Annotated in this window: 18 protein-coding genes; 6 read left to right on the top strand and 12 right to left on the bottom strand. The window is 66.5% G+C overall.

The genetic code is table 11. The annotated features are described in order from the left end of the window. The first annotated feature begins 60 nt into the window (after positions 1-60). From L5G33_RS06580 to L5G33_RS06595, 4 genes are read left to right on the top strand one after another with little or no spacing between them, the layout of a single operon-like run. Positions 61-789: an amino acid ABC transporter ATP-binding protein gene (locus L5G33_RS06580; RefSeq protein ID WP_236997642.1), complete on the top strand. Its 729-nt coding sequence runs from the start codon at positions 61-63 to the stop codon at positions 787-789. A gap of 16 nt (positions 790-805) precedes the next feature. After that, positions 806-1,786, top strand: a complete 981-nt coding sequence (locus L5G33_RS06585) for a glutamate ABC transporter substrate-binding protein (RefSeq protein ID WP_372476868.1) — start codon at positions 806-808, stop codon at positions 1,784-1,786. Beyond that, complete coding sequence (locus L5G33_RS06590) at positions 1,786-2,469, top strand: amino acid ABC transporter permease (RefSeq protein WP_236997363.1); 684 nt, start codon at positions 1,786-1,788, stop codon at positions 2,467-2,469. The genes L5G33_RS06585 and L5G33_RS06590 overlap by 1 nt, the downstream gene beginning before the upstream one ends. Next, positions 2,466-3,332, top strand: a complete 867-nt coding sequence (locus L5G33_RS06595; RefSeq protein ID WP_236997364.1) for an amino acid ABC transporter permease — start codon at positions 2,466-2,468, stop codon at positions 3,330-3,332. Before L5G33_RS06590 ends, L5G33_RS06595 begins: the two co-directional genes overlap by 4 nt. Positions 3,333-3,359: 27 nt before the next feature. Here the strand turns inward: L5G33_RS06595 and L5G33_RS06600 are convergent, their stop codons facing one another. From L5G33_RS06600 to pgsA, 7 genes are all read right to left on the bottom strand, one after another. Continuing rightward, positions 3,360-3,908, bottom strand: a complete 549-nt coding sequence (locus L5G33_RS06600) for a regulatory protein RecX (protein WP_236997365.1) — start codon at positions 3,906-3,908, stop codon at positions 3,360-3,362. Between the two features lie 8 nt (positions 3,909-3,916). Next, entirely contained in the window at positions 3,917-4,963 is a 1,047-nt protein-coding gene (recA, locus tag L5G33_RS06605; RefSeq protein WP_236997644.1) for a recombinase RecA, read from the bottom strand. Positions 4,964-5,315: 352 nt separating this feature from the next. Continuing rightward, positions 5,316-5,510 carry a DUF3046 domain-containing protein gene (locus L5G33_RS06610; RefSeq protein WP_236997366.1) on the bottom strand — a complete coding sequence of 65 codons (195 nt, stop codon included), beginning with the start codon at positions 5,508-5,510 and terminating at the stop codon, positions 5,316-5,318. Beyond that, the gene (locus tag L5G33_RS06615; RefSeq protein WP_236997645.1) at positions 5,497-6,702 is read right to left on the bottom strand and encodes a glycosyltransferase; all 1,206 of its coding nucleotides are present in this window, start codon (positions 6,700-6,702) and stop codon (positions 5,497-5,499) included. Before L5G33_RS06615 ends, L5G33_RS06610 begins: the two co-directional genes overlap by 14 nt. A 2-nt stretch (positions 6,703-6,704) precedes the next feature. Beyond that, positions 6,705-7,523, bottom strand: coding sequence for a PspA/IM30 family protein (locus L5G33_RS06620; protein WP_236997367.1), 819 nt, complete (start codon positions 7,521-7,523; stop codon positions 6,705-6,707). A 49-nt stretch (positions 7,524-7,572) separates the two neighbouring features. Then, positions 7,573-7,872, bottom strand: coding sequence for a helix-turn-helix domain-containing protein (locus tag L5G33_RS06625; protein ID WP_236997368.1), 300 nt, complete (start codon positions 7,870-7,872; stop codon positions 7,573-7,575). Positions 7,873-7,929: 57 nt separating this feature from the next. Continuing rightward, entirely contained in the window at positions 7,930-8,547 is a 618-nt protein-coding gene (gene pgsA, locus L5G33_RS06630; RefSeq protein WP_236997369.1) for a CDP-diacylglycerol--glycerol-3-phosphate 3-phosphatidyltransferase, read from the bottom strand. 75 nt (positions 8,548-8,622) lie between these two features. On the opposite strand from pgsA, the gene L5G33_RS06635 reads away from it, so the two are divergent. Both L5G33_RS06635 and L5G33_RS06640 read left to right on the top strand, forming a co-directional pair. Next, positions 8,623-9,156 (top strand): amino-acid N-acetyltransferase, encoded by a 534-nt coding sequence (locus L5G33_RS06635; protein ID WP_236997370.1) that lies wholly within the window; start codon positions 8,623-8,625, stop codon positions 9,154-9,156. A gap of 107 nt (positions 9,157-9,263) precedes the next feature. Next, on the top strand, positions 9,264-9,542 hold the full coding sequence (locus L5G33_RS06640; protein WP_236997371.1) for a YciI family protein: 279 nt from the start codon (positions 9,264-9,266) through the stop codon (positions 9,540-9,542). A gap of 7 nt (positions 9,543-9,549) precedes the next feature. On the opposite strand, the gene L5G33_RS06645 is transcribed toward L5G33_RS06640, so the two are convergent. The 5 genes from L5G33_RS06645 to dapA form a co-directional block, all read right to left on the bottom strand. Beyond that, positions 9,550-10,536 (bottom strand): TerC family protein, encoded by a 987-nt coding sequence (locus tag L5G33_RS06645; RefSeq protein WP_236997372.1) that lies wholly within the window; start codon positions 10,534-10,536, stop codon positions 9,550-9,552. 181 nt (positions 10,537-10,717) lie between these two features. Next, positions 10,718-13,633 carry a DNA translocase FtsK gene (locus tag L5G33_RS06650; protein WP_236997373.1) on the bottom strand — a complete coding sequence of 972 codons (2,916 nt, stop codon included), beginning with the start codon at positions 13,631-13,633 and terminating at the stop codon, positions 10,718-10,720. A 127-nt stretch (positions 13,634-13,760) separates the two neighbouring features. After that, positions 13,761-14,393, bottom strand: a complete 633-nt coding sequence (locus tag L5G33_RS06655) for a TIGR03085 family metal-binding protein (RefSeq protein WP_236997374.1) — start codon at positions 14,391-14,393, stop codon at positions 13,761-13,763. Then, positions 14,393-16,369, bottom strand: coding sequence for a ribonuclease J (locus tag L5G33_RS06660; protein WP_236997375.1), 1,977 nt, complete (start codon positions 16,367-16,369; stop codon positions 14,393-14,395). The genes L5G33_RS06655 and L5G33_RS06660 overlap by 1 nt, the downstream gene beginning before the upstream one ends. Continuing rightward, positions 16,369-17,274 (bottom strand): 4-hydroxy-tetrahydrodipicolinate synthase, encoded by a 906-nt coding sequence (gene dapA / locus L5G33_RS06665; RefSeq protein WP_236997376.1) that lies wholly within the window; start codon positions 17,272-17,274, stop codon positions 16,369-16,371. The genes L5G33_RS06660 and dapA overlap by 1 nt, the downstream gene beginning before the upstream one ends. Positions 17,275-17,309 lie beyond the last annotated feature (35 nt).

Genomic DNA, 17,309 nt, shown 5'->3' on the forward strand with positions numbered 1-17,309 from the left:
GTGTTGCGGCCGGTCCCACAACTACCGTTAGACGCTATGAGCGACGCGAACGCCACCCCGATGATCTCGATGAGAAATGTTCAGAAGCACTTCGGTGATCTCCACGTGCTCCGTGACATCGACATCGAGATCCCCCGAGGGCAAGTCGTCGTCGTCCTGGGCCCGTCGGGTTCCGGGAAGTCGACGCTCTGCCGAACCATCAACCGACTTGAGCCGATCGACAGCGGTGAGATCCGCATCGAAGGGCAACTCCTTCCCGAAGAGGGACGCGATCTCGCGCGTCTGCGTTCGGATGTGGGCATGGTCTTCCAGTCGTTCAACCTGTTCGCCCACAAGACGATCTTGCAGAACGTCACGATCGGACCGATCAAGGTCCGCAAGCAGAGCAAGGCCGACGCCGAGAAGCAGTCACTCGGGCTGCTCGAACGCGTGGGCGTCGAAGCGCAGAAGGACAAGTATCCGGCCCAGCTGTCCGGCGGCCAGCAGCAGCGCGTGGCGATCGCCCGATCCCTCGCGATGGGCCCGAAAGTGCTGCTGTTCGATGAGCCGACGTCCGCCCTCGACCCGGAGATGGTCTCCGAGGTCCTCGACGTGATGGTGTCGCTCGCCAAGGAGGGCATGACGATGGTCGTCGTCACCCACGAGATGGGCTTCGCACGCAAGGCCGCCGACCGCATCCTGTTCATGGCCGACGGCGCGATCGTCGAAGACACCGACCCGGAGAGCTTCTTCACCGCACCCGAGTCCGATCGTGCCCGTGACTTCCTGTCGAAGATTCTGGGGCACTGACATGCGACGAACATCCATGCGAAGAACGTCGGCCCTCGTCGTGGTGATGGCGTTGCTGGCCGCCGTCCTGGCCGCGTGCGGCAGCTCCGACGCACGGAATCTGCTCGACTCGATCCGCGACGGCAAGGTGATCCTGGGCACCAAGTACGACCAGCCCGGCATGGGCCTGCAGAAACCGGACGGGTCGATCATCGGGTTCGACGCCGCCGTGTCGGAGTACGTGGTGAACCACATCGCCGACGAGATGGGCGTCGACCACCCGACGATCACCTGGCGCGAGACCCCCTCCGCCCAGCGCGAGACGCTCATCGGCAACGGCGAGGTCGACATGATCGCCGCCACCTACTCGATCAACAAGGACCGCTCGTCGAAGGTCGACTTCGCCGGTCCGTACCTCGTCACCTATCAGGGTCTGCTGGTTCGAGAGGACGACGAAACGTTGAACTCCTTGGAAGACCTCAACAACGGCCGCAAACTCTGCTCGGTGACCGGTTCGACGTCCGCACAGAATGTGAAAGCCCAGCTGCCCGGCGTTCAGCTCCAGGAGTACGACACCTACTCCTCCTGCGTCGAGGCGCTGCGCCGCGGCAAGGTCGACGCGCTCACCACCGACGAGACTATTCTCGCCGGCTACTCCAACTGGTACCCGGACGAGTTCAAGCTCGTCGCCATGACGTACCCCAACGACGCGTGCGTCAAGGACGCATTCAAGAAGGCCGGCGCCCCGTTCTCCACCGAGCGGTACGGCATCGGCATGGCCAAGGAGTATCCGGAGGCCGTCGAAGCCGCCAACCGGGCGATCAAGGCGATGTTGGTCGCCCCCGCCGGCGGCGAGTCGCCGTGGGAGGCCGCGTTGCGCGAGAACCTCGGCGACAAGGACATCGACGCGTTCGTCGACCGCGCGAACCAACCCGACTCCCAGTACAAACTGGAGCCCGACGTCGGCGATCTCGAGTTCGTCACCGCACCGTCGACACCGTGTGAAGGAGTCGCGTAATGAGTGAACTCTGGGACTCGATGGGTCCACAGCTGTGGCCCGCATTCTGGCTGACGATCAAACTCACCATCTATTCCGGCATCGGCGCACTCGTATGGGGCACGATTCTCGCCGCGATGAAGGTGTCGCCGGTCCCGGTGATGCGAGGATTCGCGACGGTCTACGTCAACATCGTCCGCAACACGCCGCTCACGTTGATCGTGCTGTTCTGCTCGATCGGCCTGTACCAGAACCTCGGGCTGGCGTTGGCCGCCGACGATTCGTCGTTCATCGAGAACAACAACTTCCGGCTCGCCATCCTCGCGTTCGTCCTCTACACGGCGACGTTCGTCTGTGAGACGCTGCGCTCGGGCATCAACACGGTGCCCATCGGGCAGGCGGAGGCCGCCCGATCGATCGGCATGTCGTTCCCCCAGGTCCTCGGCCTGGTGATCCTGCCGCAGGCCATGCGCGCGGTCATCGCGCCGATGGGTTCGGTGCTGATCGCGCTGACCAAGAACACGACGATCGCGTCGATCATCGGCGTCGCCGAGGCGTCACTCCTGATGAAGACCGAACTGGAGAGCAACGGCAGCCAGATCTTGGCGATCTTCGCCATCATCGCCGTCGGATTCATGATCATCACGCTCGCCGAAGGCGCGATCTTCGGCTGGGCGGCCAAGCGATGGGTGGTTCGACGATGAGCGACGAATCGACAGTCCTTTACGATGCGCCCGGCCCGAAGGCTCGTGCGCGCAACCGCATCACGACAGTCGTCTTCCTGGCGATCCTGATCGCCGTCGTGGTCTACGTGGTCCTCATCCTGAAGGACAACGGACAGCTGACCGGCGAGAAGTGGAGCCCGTTCGTCACCGAGAGCGGAACCTGGACGACGTGGATCCTGCCCGGCCTGTGGGGCACGTTGAAAGCCGCAGCGCTCTCGATCGTGTTCGCGTTGATCCTCGGCGCAATACTCGGCGTCGGCAGGCTCTCCGACCACCGGTGGGTCCGCGGCGTGTCCGGTGCCCTGGTCGAGATCTTCCGCGCCATCCCGGTCCTGATCCTCATCTATTTCGCGTACTACTTCTTCGCCGACTACGCGCTCGTCCCGTCGTCACAGCTCGCGTTCGCGGCTGTCGTCTTCGGTTTGACGTTCTACAACGGCTCGGTGATCGCAGAGATCCTGCGCGCGGGCATCGCGTCGCTGCCGAACGGACAGTCAGAAGCCGCGAAGTCGATCGGCATGCGCAAATCGCAGATGATGCGGTTGATCCTGTTGCCGCAGGCTGTCACCGCGATGCTTCCGGCTCTCGTCTCGCAGATGGTGATCGCCCTCAAGGACAGTGCGCTCGGCTACGCGATCGGCTACATCGAAGTGGTCCGATCGGGTATCAAGACGGCGTCGTACTTCGGCAACTATCTGCCCGCGCTGATGGTCACGGCAGTCATCATGATCATCGTCAACTTCGCCCTCACCTCGCTGGCGCATCGACTTGAGCGCCGACTTCGCGAAGGGAAACGGAAGTCTGCGGCGACCGAAGCCGTCGACTTGATGGACACGGAATGAGATAACTGCGGTCTGAGAGAGCCGCGGCTATTCTCGCCGGGCGGTGATCACGTCCTTCACGACCGACGTGATCACGTCCGGCGGGTACCCGCGACGGCCCAGCGCTCCGGACAGTCGCCGGAACGCCTTGGCCCGGATGTTCGGGTCTGCCAAGTCATCGGCGTCGAACGTCAGCTTCTTCTCGGCGAGCGCGTAGGCGATGTCGCGTTCGGCCTCCGGGTCGATGGTCTCGAGTGCGTCGGCGACGATCTCGTCGTCGATCCCTTTGGCACCGAGCTCACGACGCAGGGCGTGGCGTCCGCGCGCCGAGTGCGCGTGTCGGGACTGCACCCATTCGTGAGCGAACTCGGCGTCGTCGAGCAGATCGCACTCGTCCAGTCGTGACATGGTCGTCGACACCTCGTCTTCGGTGAAACCCCGGGACACGAGACGGTCATGCATCTCCTGACGACTGCGGGCCCGCGCGCCGAGGAGCCGCAGTGCGGCGTCCCAGGCGGACGGGCCCGAGCCAGCGGATCGAGGTTCGCGAGAGTGCTTCTCCCCCGTGACGGCGTCCGTCGGGCCCCTATCCCCCATGACTGGAGTCAGAAGTCGACGGGTTCGGGGGCGACCGCTTCGGCGTCGACTTCCGGGCGGCGACCGATACCGAGCTTGTCTTTGATCTTGGTCTCGATCTCGTCAGCGATATCGGGGTTCTCGATGAGGAAGGTGCGCGCCTTCTCCTTGCCCTGGCCGAGCTGATCGCCCTCGTAGGTGAACCACGAGCCAGACTTGCGGATGAAGCCCTCGGCAACGCCGAGATCGATCAGCGAGCCTTCGCGGCTGATGCCGTGGCCGTACAGGATGTCGAACTCGGCCTGTTTGAACGGCGGAGCGACCTTGTTCTTGACGACCTTCACACGGGTCCGGTTACCGACTGCGTCGGTGCCGTCCTTGAGGGTCTCGATGCGGCGCACGTCCAGGCGGACCGACGCATAGAACTTGAGCGCTTTTCCGCCGGTCGTGGTCTCGGGCGAACCGAACATGACGCCGATCTTCTCGCGCAACTGGTTGATGAAGACCGCGGTGGTGTTCGAGTTATTGAGGCCGGACGTCATCTTGCGCAACGCCTGGCTCATCAGTCGAGCCTGCAGGCCGACATGGCTGTCGCCCATCTCGCCCTCGATCTCGGCCTTGGGCACCAGCGCGGCGACCGAGTCGATGACCAGGATGTCCAGTGCTCCCGACCGGATCAGCATGTCGGCGATCTCCAGTGCCTGCTCACCGGTGTCCGGCTGCGACACGAGGAGCGCGTCGACGTCGACGCCGAGCTTCGCCGCATAGTCGGGGTCGAGTGCGTGCTCCGCGTCGATGAACGCCGCGATGCCGCCTTGTGCCTGTGCGTTCGCCACAGCGTGCAGCGCGACGGTCGTCTTGCCCGACGACTCGGGGCCGTACACCTCGACGACTCGGCCGCGGGGCAGTCCGCCGATGCCGAGCGCGATGTCGAGTGCGACGGACCCCGTCGGGATGACCTCCATCGGAGGACGCGTGTCTTCGCCCAGTCGCATGACCGAGCCCTTGCCGAAGTTCTTGTCGATCTGCGCGAGCGCGAGATCGAGCGCCTTCTGTCGATCGGTGACGGGTGCCATCGTGGTCTCCTCGTTCTGGTCGGGCGGGTCCGTGGTCTCCGGACTCGGAGCGTCGGCGGGCGGAACGTCCGGGGTCGGGTCCGATTGTCGCGGTGCTGTGATCACCGTAGAACCGACCTCTGACAATTTCGTCGCGCCGCTCCGATCGGCCGCCCCGGCGCTGGTCTCCCCAGCGCTGCTCGTGCTGTTTTTGGTCGCCTTGCTGTTTTGGGTCGTCGTACTGCTTGTAGTCGTCATATTAGGTCGGACGCACCGGGCGGCTGTTCGGTTCCACCTCAGTTTAACGAACAGATGTTCGATGGCAAGTGACACGCCCGAGATCCGAGCGGCGGATCCTCCCGACCTGGTGCTTTCACCAGCGTTCGCGGGGCACGTCGAATTCTCTACACAGGGCGCGCCACACGTCGCGGGGGTCGACGCCGTCGTCGATCGCCTGGGCTCCGGTCCGCCCGCCGAGTTCGACGAGAACGAGGTCAACGAGCATCGCGTCCGCGCGGAGCCGCCCGAACTCAAGGCCGGTCAGTTCGGTGAACTCAGTCAGCCGCACGTGCAGTCCGCCTCTCTCGAGTGGTCGATGCGCGATCGAGCGTCCGGTGCGCGACGCGGACGGGGTCGACGGTCGCGTGGTTCGTCGCCGCGACACCGCGGGCCGCCGCAGCGAAGGCGTCATCGTCGAGCACACGGGCCACCGCCGACGCGATCGCACCGGCGTCGGCTGGCCGAACTACGACGCCGCACCCCGCCCGCAGTACGCGGTTCGCGAGCTCCCACTGGTCGCCGCCGCCGGGCACGGTGACGACCGGTACCCCCGCGAGCAGCGCTTTGGCGAGCATCCCGTGGCCCGCCCCGCAGACCGCGACCGCCGCGCGGGACAGGACCTCGTCCTGGCGTGCGGTGCCCGCGACGAAGGCGTCCGGGGTCGCCGCGTTATCCGGCGGTGGGGTCAGCGCCGAATACACCACCCGTATCTCCCGTCGTCGAGCCAGGTCGGCGAGCCCGTCGAGCGCGGCCTTGCCGAGGTCGCCTTCACCGCTCTTCGCGGTCGACGGTGCGACGACCACCAACGGCCCGCCACCGTCCGGCGTCGCGAAGACGGCGTCAGTCGGCTCATACGCCAACGGTCCGATCACATGAGTGCGGGCCGGCCAGTCGGGACGATGCACTTCCAGACCCGGCAGGGTCGCGACGAACCGTGCGGCGGGTTCGGGAACGTCCGACAGTCCGATGCTTCGGCGAGCGAGCGCCGTGCTGCGTCGCCCGTCCGCCGCCGAGGGCGCGCTCATCACACGCAGAGCGACGTCGCGGAGACGCCCGCGGACTCCGATTCCGACGTCCATGCCCGCGCCGATCGGCGGGAGGCCCCGCGACTGCTCGTACAACGGATGCGGCGAGAGTTCGATCCACGGGATCCCGACGAGTTCGGCGGCCCACCCTCCGGCCCGGGTGATCACATCGCTGATGACGAGGTCGACGCCCGCTTCCGCGAGTTCCGGGGCGAGCGCGAGAGCCATGCGTGCAGCGCGGGCGCTGAGTTTCGCCCCCGCGTCCTCATCGTCCTCGCCCGGAAGCGCCACCAACCCGGGCAACTCCCGAACCTCGACTCCGCACCGCGCACCGTCGGCGAGCCAGCGAGTACCGGTGTAGACGACGGCGTCGTCGCCCGCGGCGGCGAACTGTGCGGCCAGCCCGAGAGCTGGGAACGCATGGCCTGCGTCGGGGCCGGCGACGACCGCGACGATCGTCAGTGCTTCTCCGTGTCGATCGACGGCGCCGTCTGACCAGTGGCCGTCTGACCTGTGGCGGCCTGACCGGTGGCAGGCTGCTGGCCCGCAGTCAGCGACCCGCCCATGCTGGCACGGATCTGTTCGAGGCGGGCGTGCCCGGCCATCTGGACGCCCGCGGCCTCGACCTCGGCCATCCGACCGTTGACCGATCCCTTCGCGAGCTCGGCCGAGCCGAGCGCGGTCGCATACCGGCGCTCGATTTTGTCGCGGACCTGATCGAGGTTCGGGGTGTTGCCGGGTGCGGACAGCTCACTCATGCTGTTGAGCGACGCACTGACCTGCTCCTGCATCTTGGCCTGCTCCAACTGGCTGAGCAGCTTGGAGCGTTCGGCGAGCTTCTGTTGAAGCGTCATCGCGTTGCGTTCGACGGCCTGCTTCGCCTGCGCGGCCGCAGTCAGCGACTGATCGTGCAGCACCTTGAGGTCTTCGACGTTCTGCTCGGCGGTGACGAGCTGTGCGGCGAACGCCTCGGCGGCGTTCGTGTACTCGGTGGCCTTGGCCGCATCGCCCGCGGCGGAGGCCTGGTCGGCGAGCGACAACGCCTGCCTGGTGTTGCCCTGAAGCTTCTCGATCTCTTCAAGCTGACGATTGAGCCGCATCTCCAGCTGGCGCTGGTTGCCGATGACCGCGGCGGCCTGCTGTGAGAGAGCCTGGTGCTGACGCTGGGACTCTTCGACGGCCTGCTGGATCTGCACCTTCGGATCGGCGTGCTCGTCGATCTTCGCGTTGCCCAGCGCCATCATGTAGCGCCATGCCTTCACAAACGGGTTCGCCATTACGTTGTCCTCAACTTCTCGTATTCGATGCTCTGGCGGGCGTACGGGGTCAGGCTGCGGCGAGCGCTGCCGCGCGGTCGGCCTGCGATCCGATGACTTCGACAACGGCGTCGGCGACTGGGCTCATGACACCTGCCACGTCGCGGAGCACGTCGCCGATCTCAACCTCGAGCGCGACGCAGATCGACGCGAGCAACTCGCTCGACGCCTCTTTCTGGCCTCGCTCGACCTCCGACAGGTAGCCAAGAGAGACGCGCGCATCCGTCGACACTTCGCGCAGGGTCCGCCCCTGGTCGGTTCGGACCCGCCGCAGCTGGTCGCCGATCGCTTCGCGCAACAAGATTGTCACGTGTGTTCCTCCCGCATCCGGGTCGCCGATAGTTCTCATGAGCCTGTGACGACGACCCTAGCGGAATTTCGCATCGGTCGCCGCTGCATGCGCGGAGCGTCGCAGGCTGATCGCCTGCCAAATGTAGTCCAGTCCAGTGACGACCGTCGCGACGACCGCCGCGACGATGAAGACCCAGCCCACGATGTGCAGTGCCCCGTACAACGGGAGAACGAAGAGCCCTATTCCGAAGCACTGGAGCAGGGTCTTGAGTTTGCCGCCTCGGCTCGCCGGGATGACGCCGTGCCGGATCACCCAGAACCGCAGCAGGGTCACCCCGATCTCACGGACGAGGATGACGACGGTGACCCACCACGGCAGCTCGTTGAGGATCGACAGTCCCAGCAGTGCCGCGCCGATGAGCGCCTTGTCGGCGATCGGATCGGCCATCTTGCCGAAGTCGGTGACGAGATTCCAACTGCGCGCGATGCGGCCGTCGATCTGGTCGGTGATGGCGGCGACCGCGAAGACGAGGAACGCGATGACCCGCCACAGCGCTGAGTGCCCGTCGTCGACGAACAGCACGACCACGAACACCGGCACCAGCACGATGCGGAACAGCGTCAGCGCATTCGCGAGATTGACCACCGGCGGAGCCGTCTGAGCGGCCGCTGCTCGGGGTTCGGGTTCACTCACAGTGGTAAGCCTATCGGCACGCGATGTCGCGACCTGCGCGGGGACTCCCCCTGTCTGCGACTATTGTTGACTCCTATGTCCACGTCTGTGTCCGCCCGCCGTTCCGACGAACCGGTGGACGTCGTGGTGCGCCGAGCCAGGACATCGGACGTACCGCGCATCAAGGAACTCATCGACGTGTATGCGGGCAAGATCCTGCTCGCGAAGAACCTGGTGACCCTCTACGAGGCGGTTCCCGAGTTCTGGGTCGCTGAGGAGGACGGGCTCGTCGTCGGATGCGGCGCGCTGCACGTGCTCTGGGCCGACCTCGGGGAAGTGCGCACCGTGGCGGTCGACACGGTGCACGCGGGCCGCGGTATCGGCCATCGGGTGGTGGACCGCCTCATGGACGTCGCGCGCGAACTCGAACTCGAACGCGTCTTCGTCCTCACCTTCGAGACGGCCTTCTTCTCCCGTCATGGGTTCGTGGAGATCGACGGCACACCCGTCACCAGAGAGGTGTACGAGGAAATGACCCGCTCGTACGACACCGGTGTCGCCGAGTTCCTTGATCTGAGCTTCGTGAAACCGAACACCCTCGGCAATACCCGCATGCTCGCCCATCTGTAGACGCGAACGTGTAGACGAGGAACCTGTAGACGAGGACCCAAGCGATGGGGTCACCCGCCCCCGACTTCCGAGACCCCCCCGACTTCCGAGACCCAGGAGCATCTCCCATGTCGACCTTCCATGTCGAGTACACGTACGCACCCGAAGCCGCTACGGTCCGCGACGAGCACCGCCCGGCACACCGAGAGTTCCTCGGCCGCCTGCACGAAGCGGGCGACCTGTTGTACGTCGGTCCGTTCACGGACGGTTCGGGCGCTGCGCTAATGATCGTCGCCGACGACGAGACCGCGGCGCGCGCCGTTCTGGCGGGCGACCCGTTCGCCGCGGTCGCCGCGATCGCCACCGTCACCGTCCGTGAATGGAAGCAGGTCTACGGACCGTTCTGACCGCGGATCAGCTGTCCGCGCCTGCCCTACGCTTCGACACCACCAGACTCGCGACCGTGGTCACGAGGAGGGTTCCGCCGATGACGCCGAGCGACAGCCCGGTCGAGATCTCCGGCACGGCGACGTGCTCCCCCCCGTTGATGAAGCCGAGCGTGTTCTCGTGCAGTGCGTGCAGCACGAGCTTGATGCCGATGAAGGCGAGGATCAGCGACAGCCCGTACGACAGGTAGATGAGCTTGTCGAGCAGCCCGCCGAGCAGGAAGTACAGCTGGCGCAGCCCCATCAGCGCGAACGCGTTCGCGGTGAACACGAGGTACGGCTCCTGGGTGAGCCCGTAGATCGCGGGGATCGAGTCGAGCGCGAACAGGACGTCGGTGAACCCGATGACGACGAGCACCAGGAGGAGCGGGGTGATCATTCGTCGCCCGTCGACCCGGGTGACGAGCTTGTCGCCGTCGTACGTGTCACTCGCGCGGAACACCTTCTTGACGAGGCGTTCCAGCCGGCCTTCGCGTTCCTTCTCGTGTTCGACCGGATCGTCGCTCTCCCGCAGCAGTTTGACGGCGGTCAGCAGCAGGAACAGGCCGAACAGGTAGAAGACCCAGCTGTAAGCGTTGATCGCCGCGGCGCCGACGGCGATGAACGCGCCGCGCATCACCAGCGCCATCACGATGCCGAGGAGCAGCACCTTCTGCTGGTAGATCCGGGGGACGGCGAACTTGGTCATGATGACGACGAAGACGAACAGGTTGTCGACCGAGAGCGCCTTCTCGGTGACGTAACCGGCGAAGTACTCGCCACCGTACGTCGATCCCCATTGCCACCAGATGTAGCCGCCAAAGATCACGGCGATGGTGATGTAGACGGTCGACCAGAATCCGGATTCGCGGAGGGTCGGCTCGTGCGGCGTCTTGACGTGGGCGAAGAAGTCGAAGACGAACAGGCCCAAGATCACCGCCCCGGTGATGAGCCAGGTGGTCAACGATACGTTCATAGAATTACCTCCAGCGTGCACTAGCGCGTGTGCGATGCCAGAGGTCTCTCCCACCGCGGTGCGCTGCACCGGCGGCGACGCCCCGGGATGTCGGCGGCAGATCCGATCGGCGGATCCGCTGCGTCGGCCGTATTGACGGGGTCGTCATCGAGTCGGGGATACTCCCCTCATTGATCGTTCGTCAGTCTACGGACGGATCGCTGTCCCCGCCACCGGTGACCGATGCGATCACCCCCGCGAGGTCTTCGGGCTTCACCAGGACCTCGCGCGCCTTGGATCCTTCGCTCGGTCCGACGACGCCGCGCGTCTCCATCAGATCCATCAGTCGGCCTGCCTTGGCGAAGCCGACACGGAGCTTGCGTTGCAGCATCGACGTCGATCCGAACTGACTGGAGACGACGAGCTCGATGGCCTGCAGCAGGTCGTCGAGATCATTGCCGATGTCGGCGTCGATGTTCTTCTTGTCCGACGCCTTCGCCGCGGTGACGCCCTCGGTGTACTCCGGCTCGGACTGCTCCTTGGTGAACTCGACGACGGCCGAGATCTCCTCGTCCGTGATGAACGCGCCCTGCATGCGGATGGGCTTGTTCGCACCCATCGGCAGGAACAGGCCGTCGCCCATGCCGATGAGCTTCTCAGCGCCCGGCTGGTCGAGGATGACGCGCGAGTCGGTGAGGGAGCTGGTCGCGAACGCGAGGCGGGACGGGACGTTGGTCTTGATCAGGCCGGTGACGACGTCTACCGACGGCCGCTGCGTCGCGAGCACCAGGTGGATGCCCGCGGCACGAGCCTTCTGCGTGATGCGGACGATGGCGTCCTCGACGTCGCGGGGCGCGGTCATCATCAGGTCGGCCAGCTCGTCGACGATCGCCACGATGTACGGGTACGGCTTGTACACGCGTTCGGAGCCGAGCGGCGTGGTGATCTCCCCGGACCGCACCTTCGCGTTGAAGTCGTTGATGTGCCGCACGCGGGACGCCTTCATATCCTGGTAACGCTGCTCCATCTCCTCCACCAGCCACGCGAGCGCGGCCGCAGCCTTCTTGGGCTCGGTGATGATCGGCGTGATCAGGTGTGGGACGCCCTCGTACGGCGTCAGCTCCACCATCTTCGGGTCGATCAGGATCATCCGCACGTCGTCGGGCTTCGCGCGCGCCAGGATCGACACGAGCATCGAGTTGACGAAACTCGACTTGCCCGATCCGGTGGAACCGGCGACGAGCAGATGCGGCATCTTCGCGAGGTTCGCACCGACGAAGTCGCCTTCGATGTCTTTGCCGAGACCGATCATCAACGGGTGCTCGTCGAGGGCGATCTTCGGGCTCTCGAGAACGTCGGCCAGACGCACCATCTCGCGGTCGGAGTTCGGCACCTCGATGCCGACGGCCGACTTGCCGGGGATCGGTGCGAGGAGACGGACGTTGTCGGTGGCGACGGCGTACGAGATGTTGCGCTGCAGCTGGGTGATCTTCTCGACCTTGACCGCCGGGCCTAGTTCCACTTCGTAGCGGGTGACGGTCGGCCCCCGGGTGTACCCGGTGACGGCGGCGTCGATCTTGAACTGGTCGAGGACGGACTGGATCCGGTCGATCATGTCGTCATTCGCGGCGCTGCCCATCTTCGGCGGATCGCCCGCGATCAGCAGGTCGGTCGGCGGCAGTTCGTAGTCGCCGTCGGACGTCGGTGCGGCAGCGCGCGCAGGTGCAGAGGCTGCGGGCTTCTCCGCCACCGGTGCGGGAGCACGGCGCGTCCGGCGCGGCACCGGCTCCGGCTCGGGGGCGAGTAGACCGATCGGCTCGGTGACCTCCAGGTCGGGCACGATCGGCTCGGTCATCATGTCGGCCATGTGCGCGTCACGGTCCTGGCCCGCGGTGCGTCGCACCGCGGACGGCGACGTCCGAGAGGCGCGGTCGTGAGCCGACGGCCGCGAACGCGCCGATCGCTCGGCGGCGTTCCGCTCAATCCGGTCACGACGCTGTGCCGCGCGGCCCTCGTGGGATCGGCCCTCGTGGGATCGGTCCTGTTTGGGTCGGCGCTGCTGGGGTCGGCGCCGCTCGTCGGGCGGGTAGTTGTCGTACGGGTCTCCGTAATCGCTGTCGGCGTCGAACGGTGCGTCAGCTGCGGACTCAAGGCGTCCGTCCGCTTCCTCTTCGTCGAACTCCCCCTCCTCGTACTCCCCGTCCCCGTCGTCCTCGAAATCCCTGTCCTCGTACTCGTCCTCGTCGAACTCCCCGTCCCCGTACTCGTCGTAGTCGTCCCCGTACTCGTCGTAGTCGTAGTCACGTGTGAGCCCGAGGTAGTCCGATGCGCCGCCGATCACTTCGCGCAGGGTGTGACCGCTGAGCGCGAGCACACCGAAGGCCGCGCATAGCAGATAGACCGGTACGGACAGCCAGACGGTGACTGCGTCCGTCAACGGCCCGCCGACGGCGTACCCGGTGAAGCCGCCTGCGTGTGCGCGCCCGTCGTAGTCGACCGGGGCGCCTTGGATGAGGTGCGTCATGCCGAGCACTGCGATTGCGAGCAGCACCGTGCCGCCGATGTTGCGGACGCGTCGATCGACGTTCGGTGCCAGGCGCATGAGGCCGATCCCCCACGCGGCGAAGGCCACGGGCGCGACCACGGCGAGGGAGCCGATCGCCGCGCGAACCAGGGTGTCGATGAATGCGCCGACGGGCCCGAGCGCGTGGAACCAGACGCCGACGGCGATGACGACGCCCACCAGGAGGAGCGCGAACGCCGCACCGTCGCGGCGCGGCGCCGGCGTGTCGTCGCGATGTGCTCCGATGCGGGCCAGACTGCCGACGCCGCGGGCCGCCATCGTCCATGCGGATGCGACGCCGTGCCCCGCCGTCGCGACGGCCGACGGCCGGTGCATGTCCGCCGAGCGGGTCGCGGTCCGCGGAGCGGCACGTCCCGACGACGTTTTGCGTGCGCTCTGCCCCTTGCTGCCTGCCTGAGTCTTGCCGGCGGTCTGTCGCTTGGTCGGGGGCTTCCGGCTCGTGTTCGCGCGGTCTCCGGACGTGCGCGTACCGGCGCTGCCGCCTCGCGAGGTACCGGCAGCCGCACGACGACGCGTGGTTGCTTCTGAAGCCATGGCCACTACCCTAGTGCCCATCAATCACAACAGTCACACCCGCAACACATGTTCGAGGGCTGTCGTGTCGAATTCGTGACGTTCGAGGACAGACCGGACGGGTCAACACCGCGACTTCTGCGCGCGTCTACACCGACCGGTCATCGGCGGACAGCGCCTGCACGGCCGCCTCCGGGCCGGTAATCTTCACGTCCGCGGGCGCGCGCCCGAACGCCCACAGGAGCAGTTCGCCGGTGGTGCCGGTGACGGTGACGGCCTCACCGCGTCCGGCAGTTAGCAGTTCGCGGCCGTCGACCGACCCGAGGGTGACACGGGCGGGCGAGGATCGCAGCGTGCCGCGAGCGACCAGTTTCAGCGGCCGCTCCAACGCGCGTTCGAGCGCAGGAGACAACTTGCGTGGCAGGAACGGTCCAGTCGGATCCGCTCCCCCGCGCAGTACGTCCTCGTGGTGCACGAACATCTCGGCGAGGTTGAGCACCGAGTCGAGCGGACGGAACGGCGAGTACCAGGGTGGCCCGTCGAGGACCGTCTGCAACAGGTCCGGCCACGGCTTGCCCGCGTACCTGCGTTCCACCGAACGCGTATAGCCGGCGAGCGCGGGCACGAACATGCCCAGAGCCGCGTCCGGCCTGCGTTCCCGCAAGATCAGGTGAACGGCGAGGTCGCGGGCGGTCCACCCGTCGCACATGGTGGGCACGTCCGGCCCGAGCGCGCCCATGGTCTCGACGAGCGCAGCCCGTTCGGCCCTCGCCTGCGACATCAGTCGTCCTCGCCCACAGCGATCACGTTCGGCACGATCATCGGCCTGCGACGGTACTTGCCCGCGACCCAGCGTCCGACGGCGCGGCGGACGCCCTGGGCAATCCGATGGGTGTCCGTGACACCCTCGTTCGCCAGTTCAGTGAGCGCATTGTCGACGATGACCGCCGCGCCCGAAAGCGCATCCGGATCGTCGGAGAATCCGCGTCCGCTCACCGCAGGCGCGCTCAGCGCGCGACCGGTGGCAGTGTCGACGGCAACCGTGATCGCGATGAATCCGCCTTCGCCGAGGACGAGACGATCCGACAGGGTCGATTCGCCGACGTCGCCGACCGACAGTCCGTCCACGTACACGTGTCCGACGGGAATGCGACCGGTGATCTGCGCGCGACCGTCGACGAGGTCGACGACCACGCCGTCCTCCGCTATCACGATGCGGTCGGACGGGACGCCGGTCGCCTCGGCCAGTGCCGCATTGGCACGCAGGTGCCGCCACTCGCCGTGTACCGGCATCGCGTTGGACGGACGAACCGCGTTGTAGAGGTACAGCAACTCACCCGCCGACGCGTGCCCGGACACGTGAACCTTCGCGCTCGCCTGGGTGACGACGGTTGCGCCACGCTTGGACAACCCGTTGACGACCGCGAACACCGAGTTCTCGTTGCCCGGGATCAACGACGACGCGAGGACCACGAGGTCGTTGGCGCGGATGTTGATCTGACGGTGTTCGCCACGTGCCATCCGCGACAGCGCCGACAGCGGCTCGCCCTGCGACCCGGTCGAGATGAGCACCAGGCGGTGATCCGGCAGCGTCGCCGCGGTGTCCATGTCGACGACGACGCCTTCGGGCACCGACAGATAGCCGAGATCCTGCGCAATCTCCATGTTGCGGACCATCGATCGGCCGACGAACGTGACTCGACGCCCGTGCCGGTGCGCGACGTCGACGATCTGCTGGATGCGGTGCACGTGGCTCGCGAACGACGCGACGATAACGCGCTGGCGCGCTTTGCCGATGACCGTGTCGAGAACGCCGCCGATGTCCCGCTCGGGCGTCACGAATCCCGGCACTTCGGCGTTGGTCGAGTCGACGAGGAACAGGTCGACGCCCTCGTCGCCGAGCCGCGAGAAGCCTGCGAGGTCGGTCAGTCGATTGTCGAGCGGCAGCTGGTCGAGCTTGATGTCGCCGGTGTGGAGCACGGTGCCTGCCGCGGTGCGGATCGCGACGGCGATCGCATCCGGGATCGAGTGGTTGACGGCGAAGAACTCGCAGTCGAAGTCGCCGTAGCTCTGGCGATCTCCCTCGACGACCTGGACGAGCGTCGGGCGCAGTCGGTGTTCACGGCACTTCGCCGCGACGAGCGCCAGCGTGAACCGCGACCCGACGACAGGGATGTCGGCGCGCAGCTTCAACAGGAACGGCACCGCACCGATGTGGTCTTCGTGACCGTGCGTGAGTACGACGGCTTCGACGTCGTCCATCCGGTTCTCGATGTAACTGAAGTCGGGCAGGATCAGGTCGACGCCCGGCTGCTGGTCTTCCGGGAACAACACACCACAGTCGACGATGAGCAGCTTGCCGCCGTACTCGAAGACGGTCATGTTGCGACCGATCTCGCCGATTCCGCCGAGAGCGACGACACGCAGGCCGCCCTTCGCCAGCGCGGGCGGGCGACCGAGGCGGTCGAGAATGTCGCCGGTGACACCGATACCGGTGGCTTCGGAGACCGAGGACTTACCGGACTTCTTCGTCGGCTTGTCCGCCCTCTTCTTGGATCCGCCCTGCTTCTTGGCGGCGCCCTGCTTCTTGGCGGCTTGAGTTTGGGGTGCTTGAGTTTGGGGAGCTTGAGTCTGGTTCTCGGATGCGGCCCGCTTCTCGACCGGTTGCGCCTCGACCGGCTTCTCGCGTGGGGGCTGATTCTCGACGGGCGGTCCGGCCGGGCGGCCGGCGCGACGACGACGTTGTGCTCCGGACATCAGGAGATCACCTCCGCAGTGCGCAGATCTGCGATGAGCGCTTCGATTTGAGGCCCGTCGGCGGGCACTTGGGGGAGTCTCGGATCACCGACATCCAATCCCGCGATCCGAAGACCGGCTTTCACCATGGTGACACCGCCGAGGCGGCCCATCGCGTCGACGAGCGGAGCCATCGATTCGGCGAGACGGCGCGCGTGTGCGAGGTCGCCCGCTGCGACGGCGTCACGCAGGTCGCGAAGACGCCCCGGGACCAGGTGCCCGATGACGCTGACGAACCCGCTCGCGCCAATCGACAGCCACGGAAGGTTGAGTGCGTCTTCGCCGGACAGGAATTCGAGGTCGGTGGCGGCCAGAATCTTCGCGGCGGCGTGCAGGTCGCCCTTGGCGTCCTTGACGGCGCGGATCGTCGGCAACTCGGCGAGCCGGAGAATCGTGTCGGTTGCGATCGGAACGACAGAGCGCCCCGGGATGTCGTAGAGCATGACGGGCAGGTCGGTGGCTTCGGCGACGGCCTTGAAGTGGGCGTAGACGCCCGACTGCGGCGGCTTGCTGTAGTACGGGGTGACGATCAGGAGACCGTGCGCGCCGAGGTCGGCGGAGTCGTGGGCGCGGCGGACGGTCTCGGCGGTGTCGTAGCTGCCTGCGCCCTGCACGATGCGGGCGCGGTCGCCGACCGCGTCGAGCACTACTTTCAGGAGCTCATTCTTCTCCGGGACGGTCGTCGTCGGCGATTCACCTGTGGTTCCGGAGACGACGAGTCCGTCGCACCCCCCGGCGACGAGGTGGTCGGCGAGCTCGGCGGCCTTGTCGTAGTCGACCTTCCCTTCCGGAGTGAAGGGTGTCACCATCGCCACCGATACTGTTCCGAACGGGTGTTCCACGCGCCCAGCGTCAACCGAATCCATGCCGCTCAGGCTACCGGTACAACGACGTCCGGCCG

Source organism: Gordonia liuliyuniae, assembly GCF_021738805.1.
Classification (GTDB): Bacteria; Actinomycetota; Actinomycetes; order Mycobacteriales; family Mycobacteriaceae; genus Gordonia; species Gordonia liuliyuniae.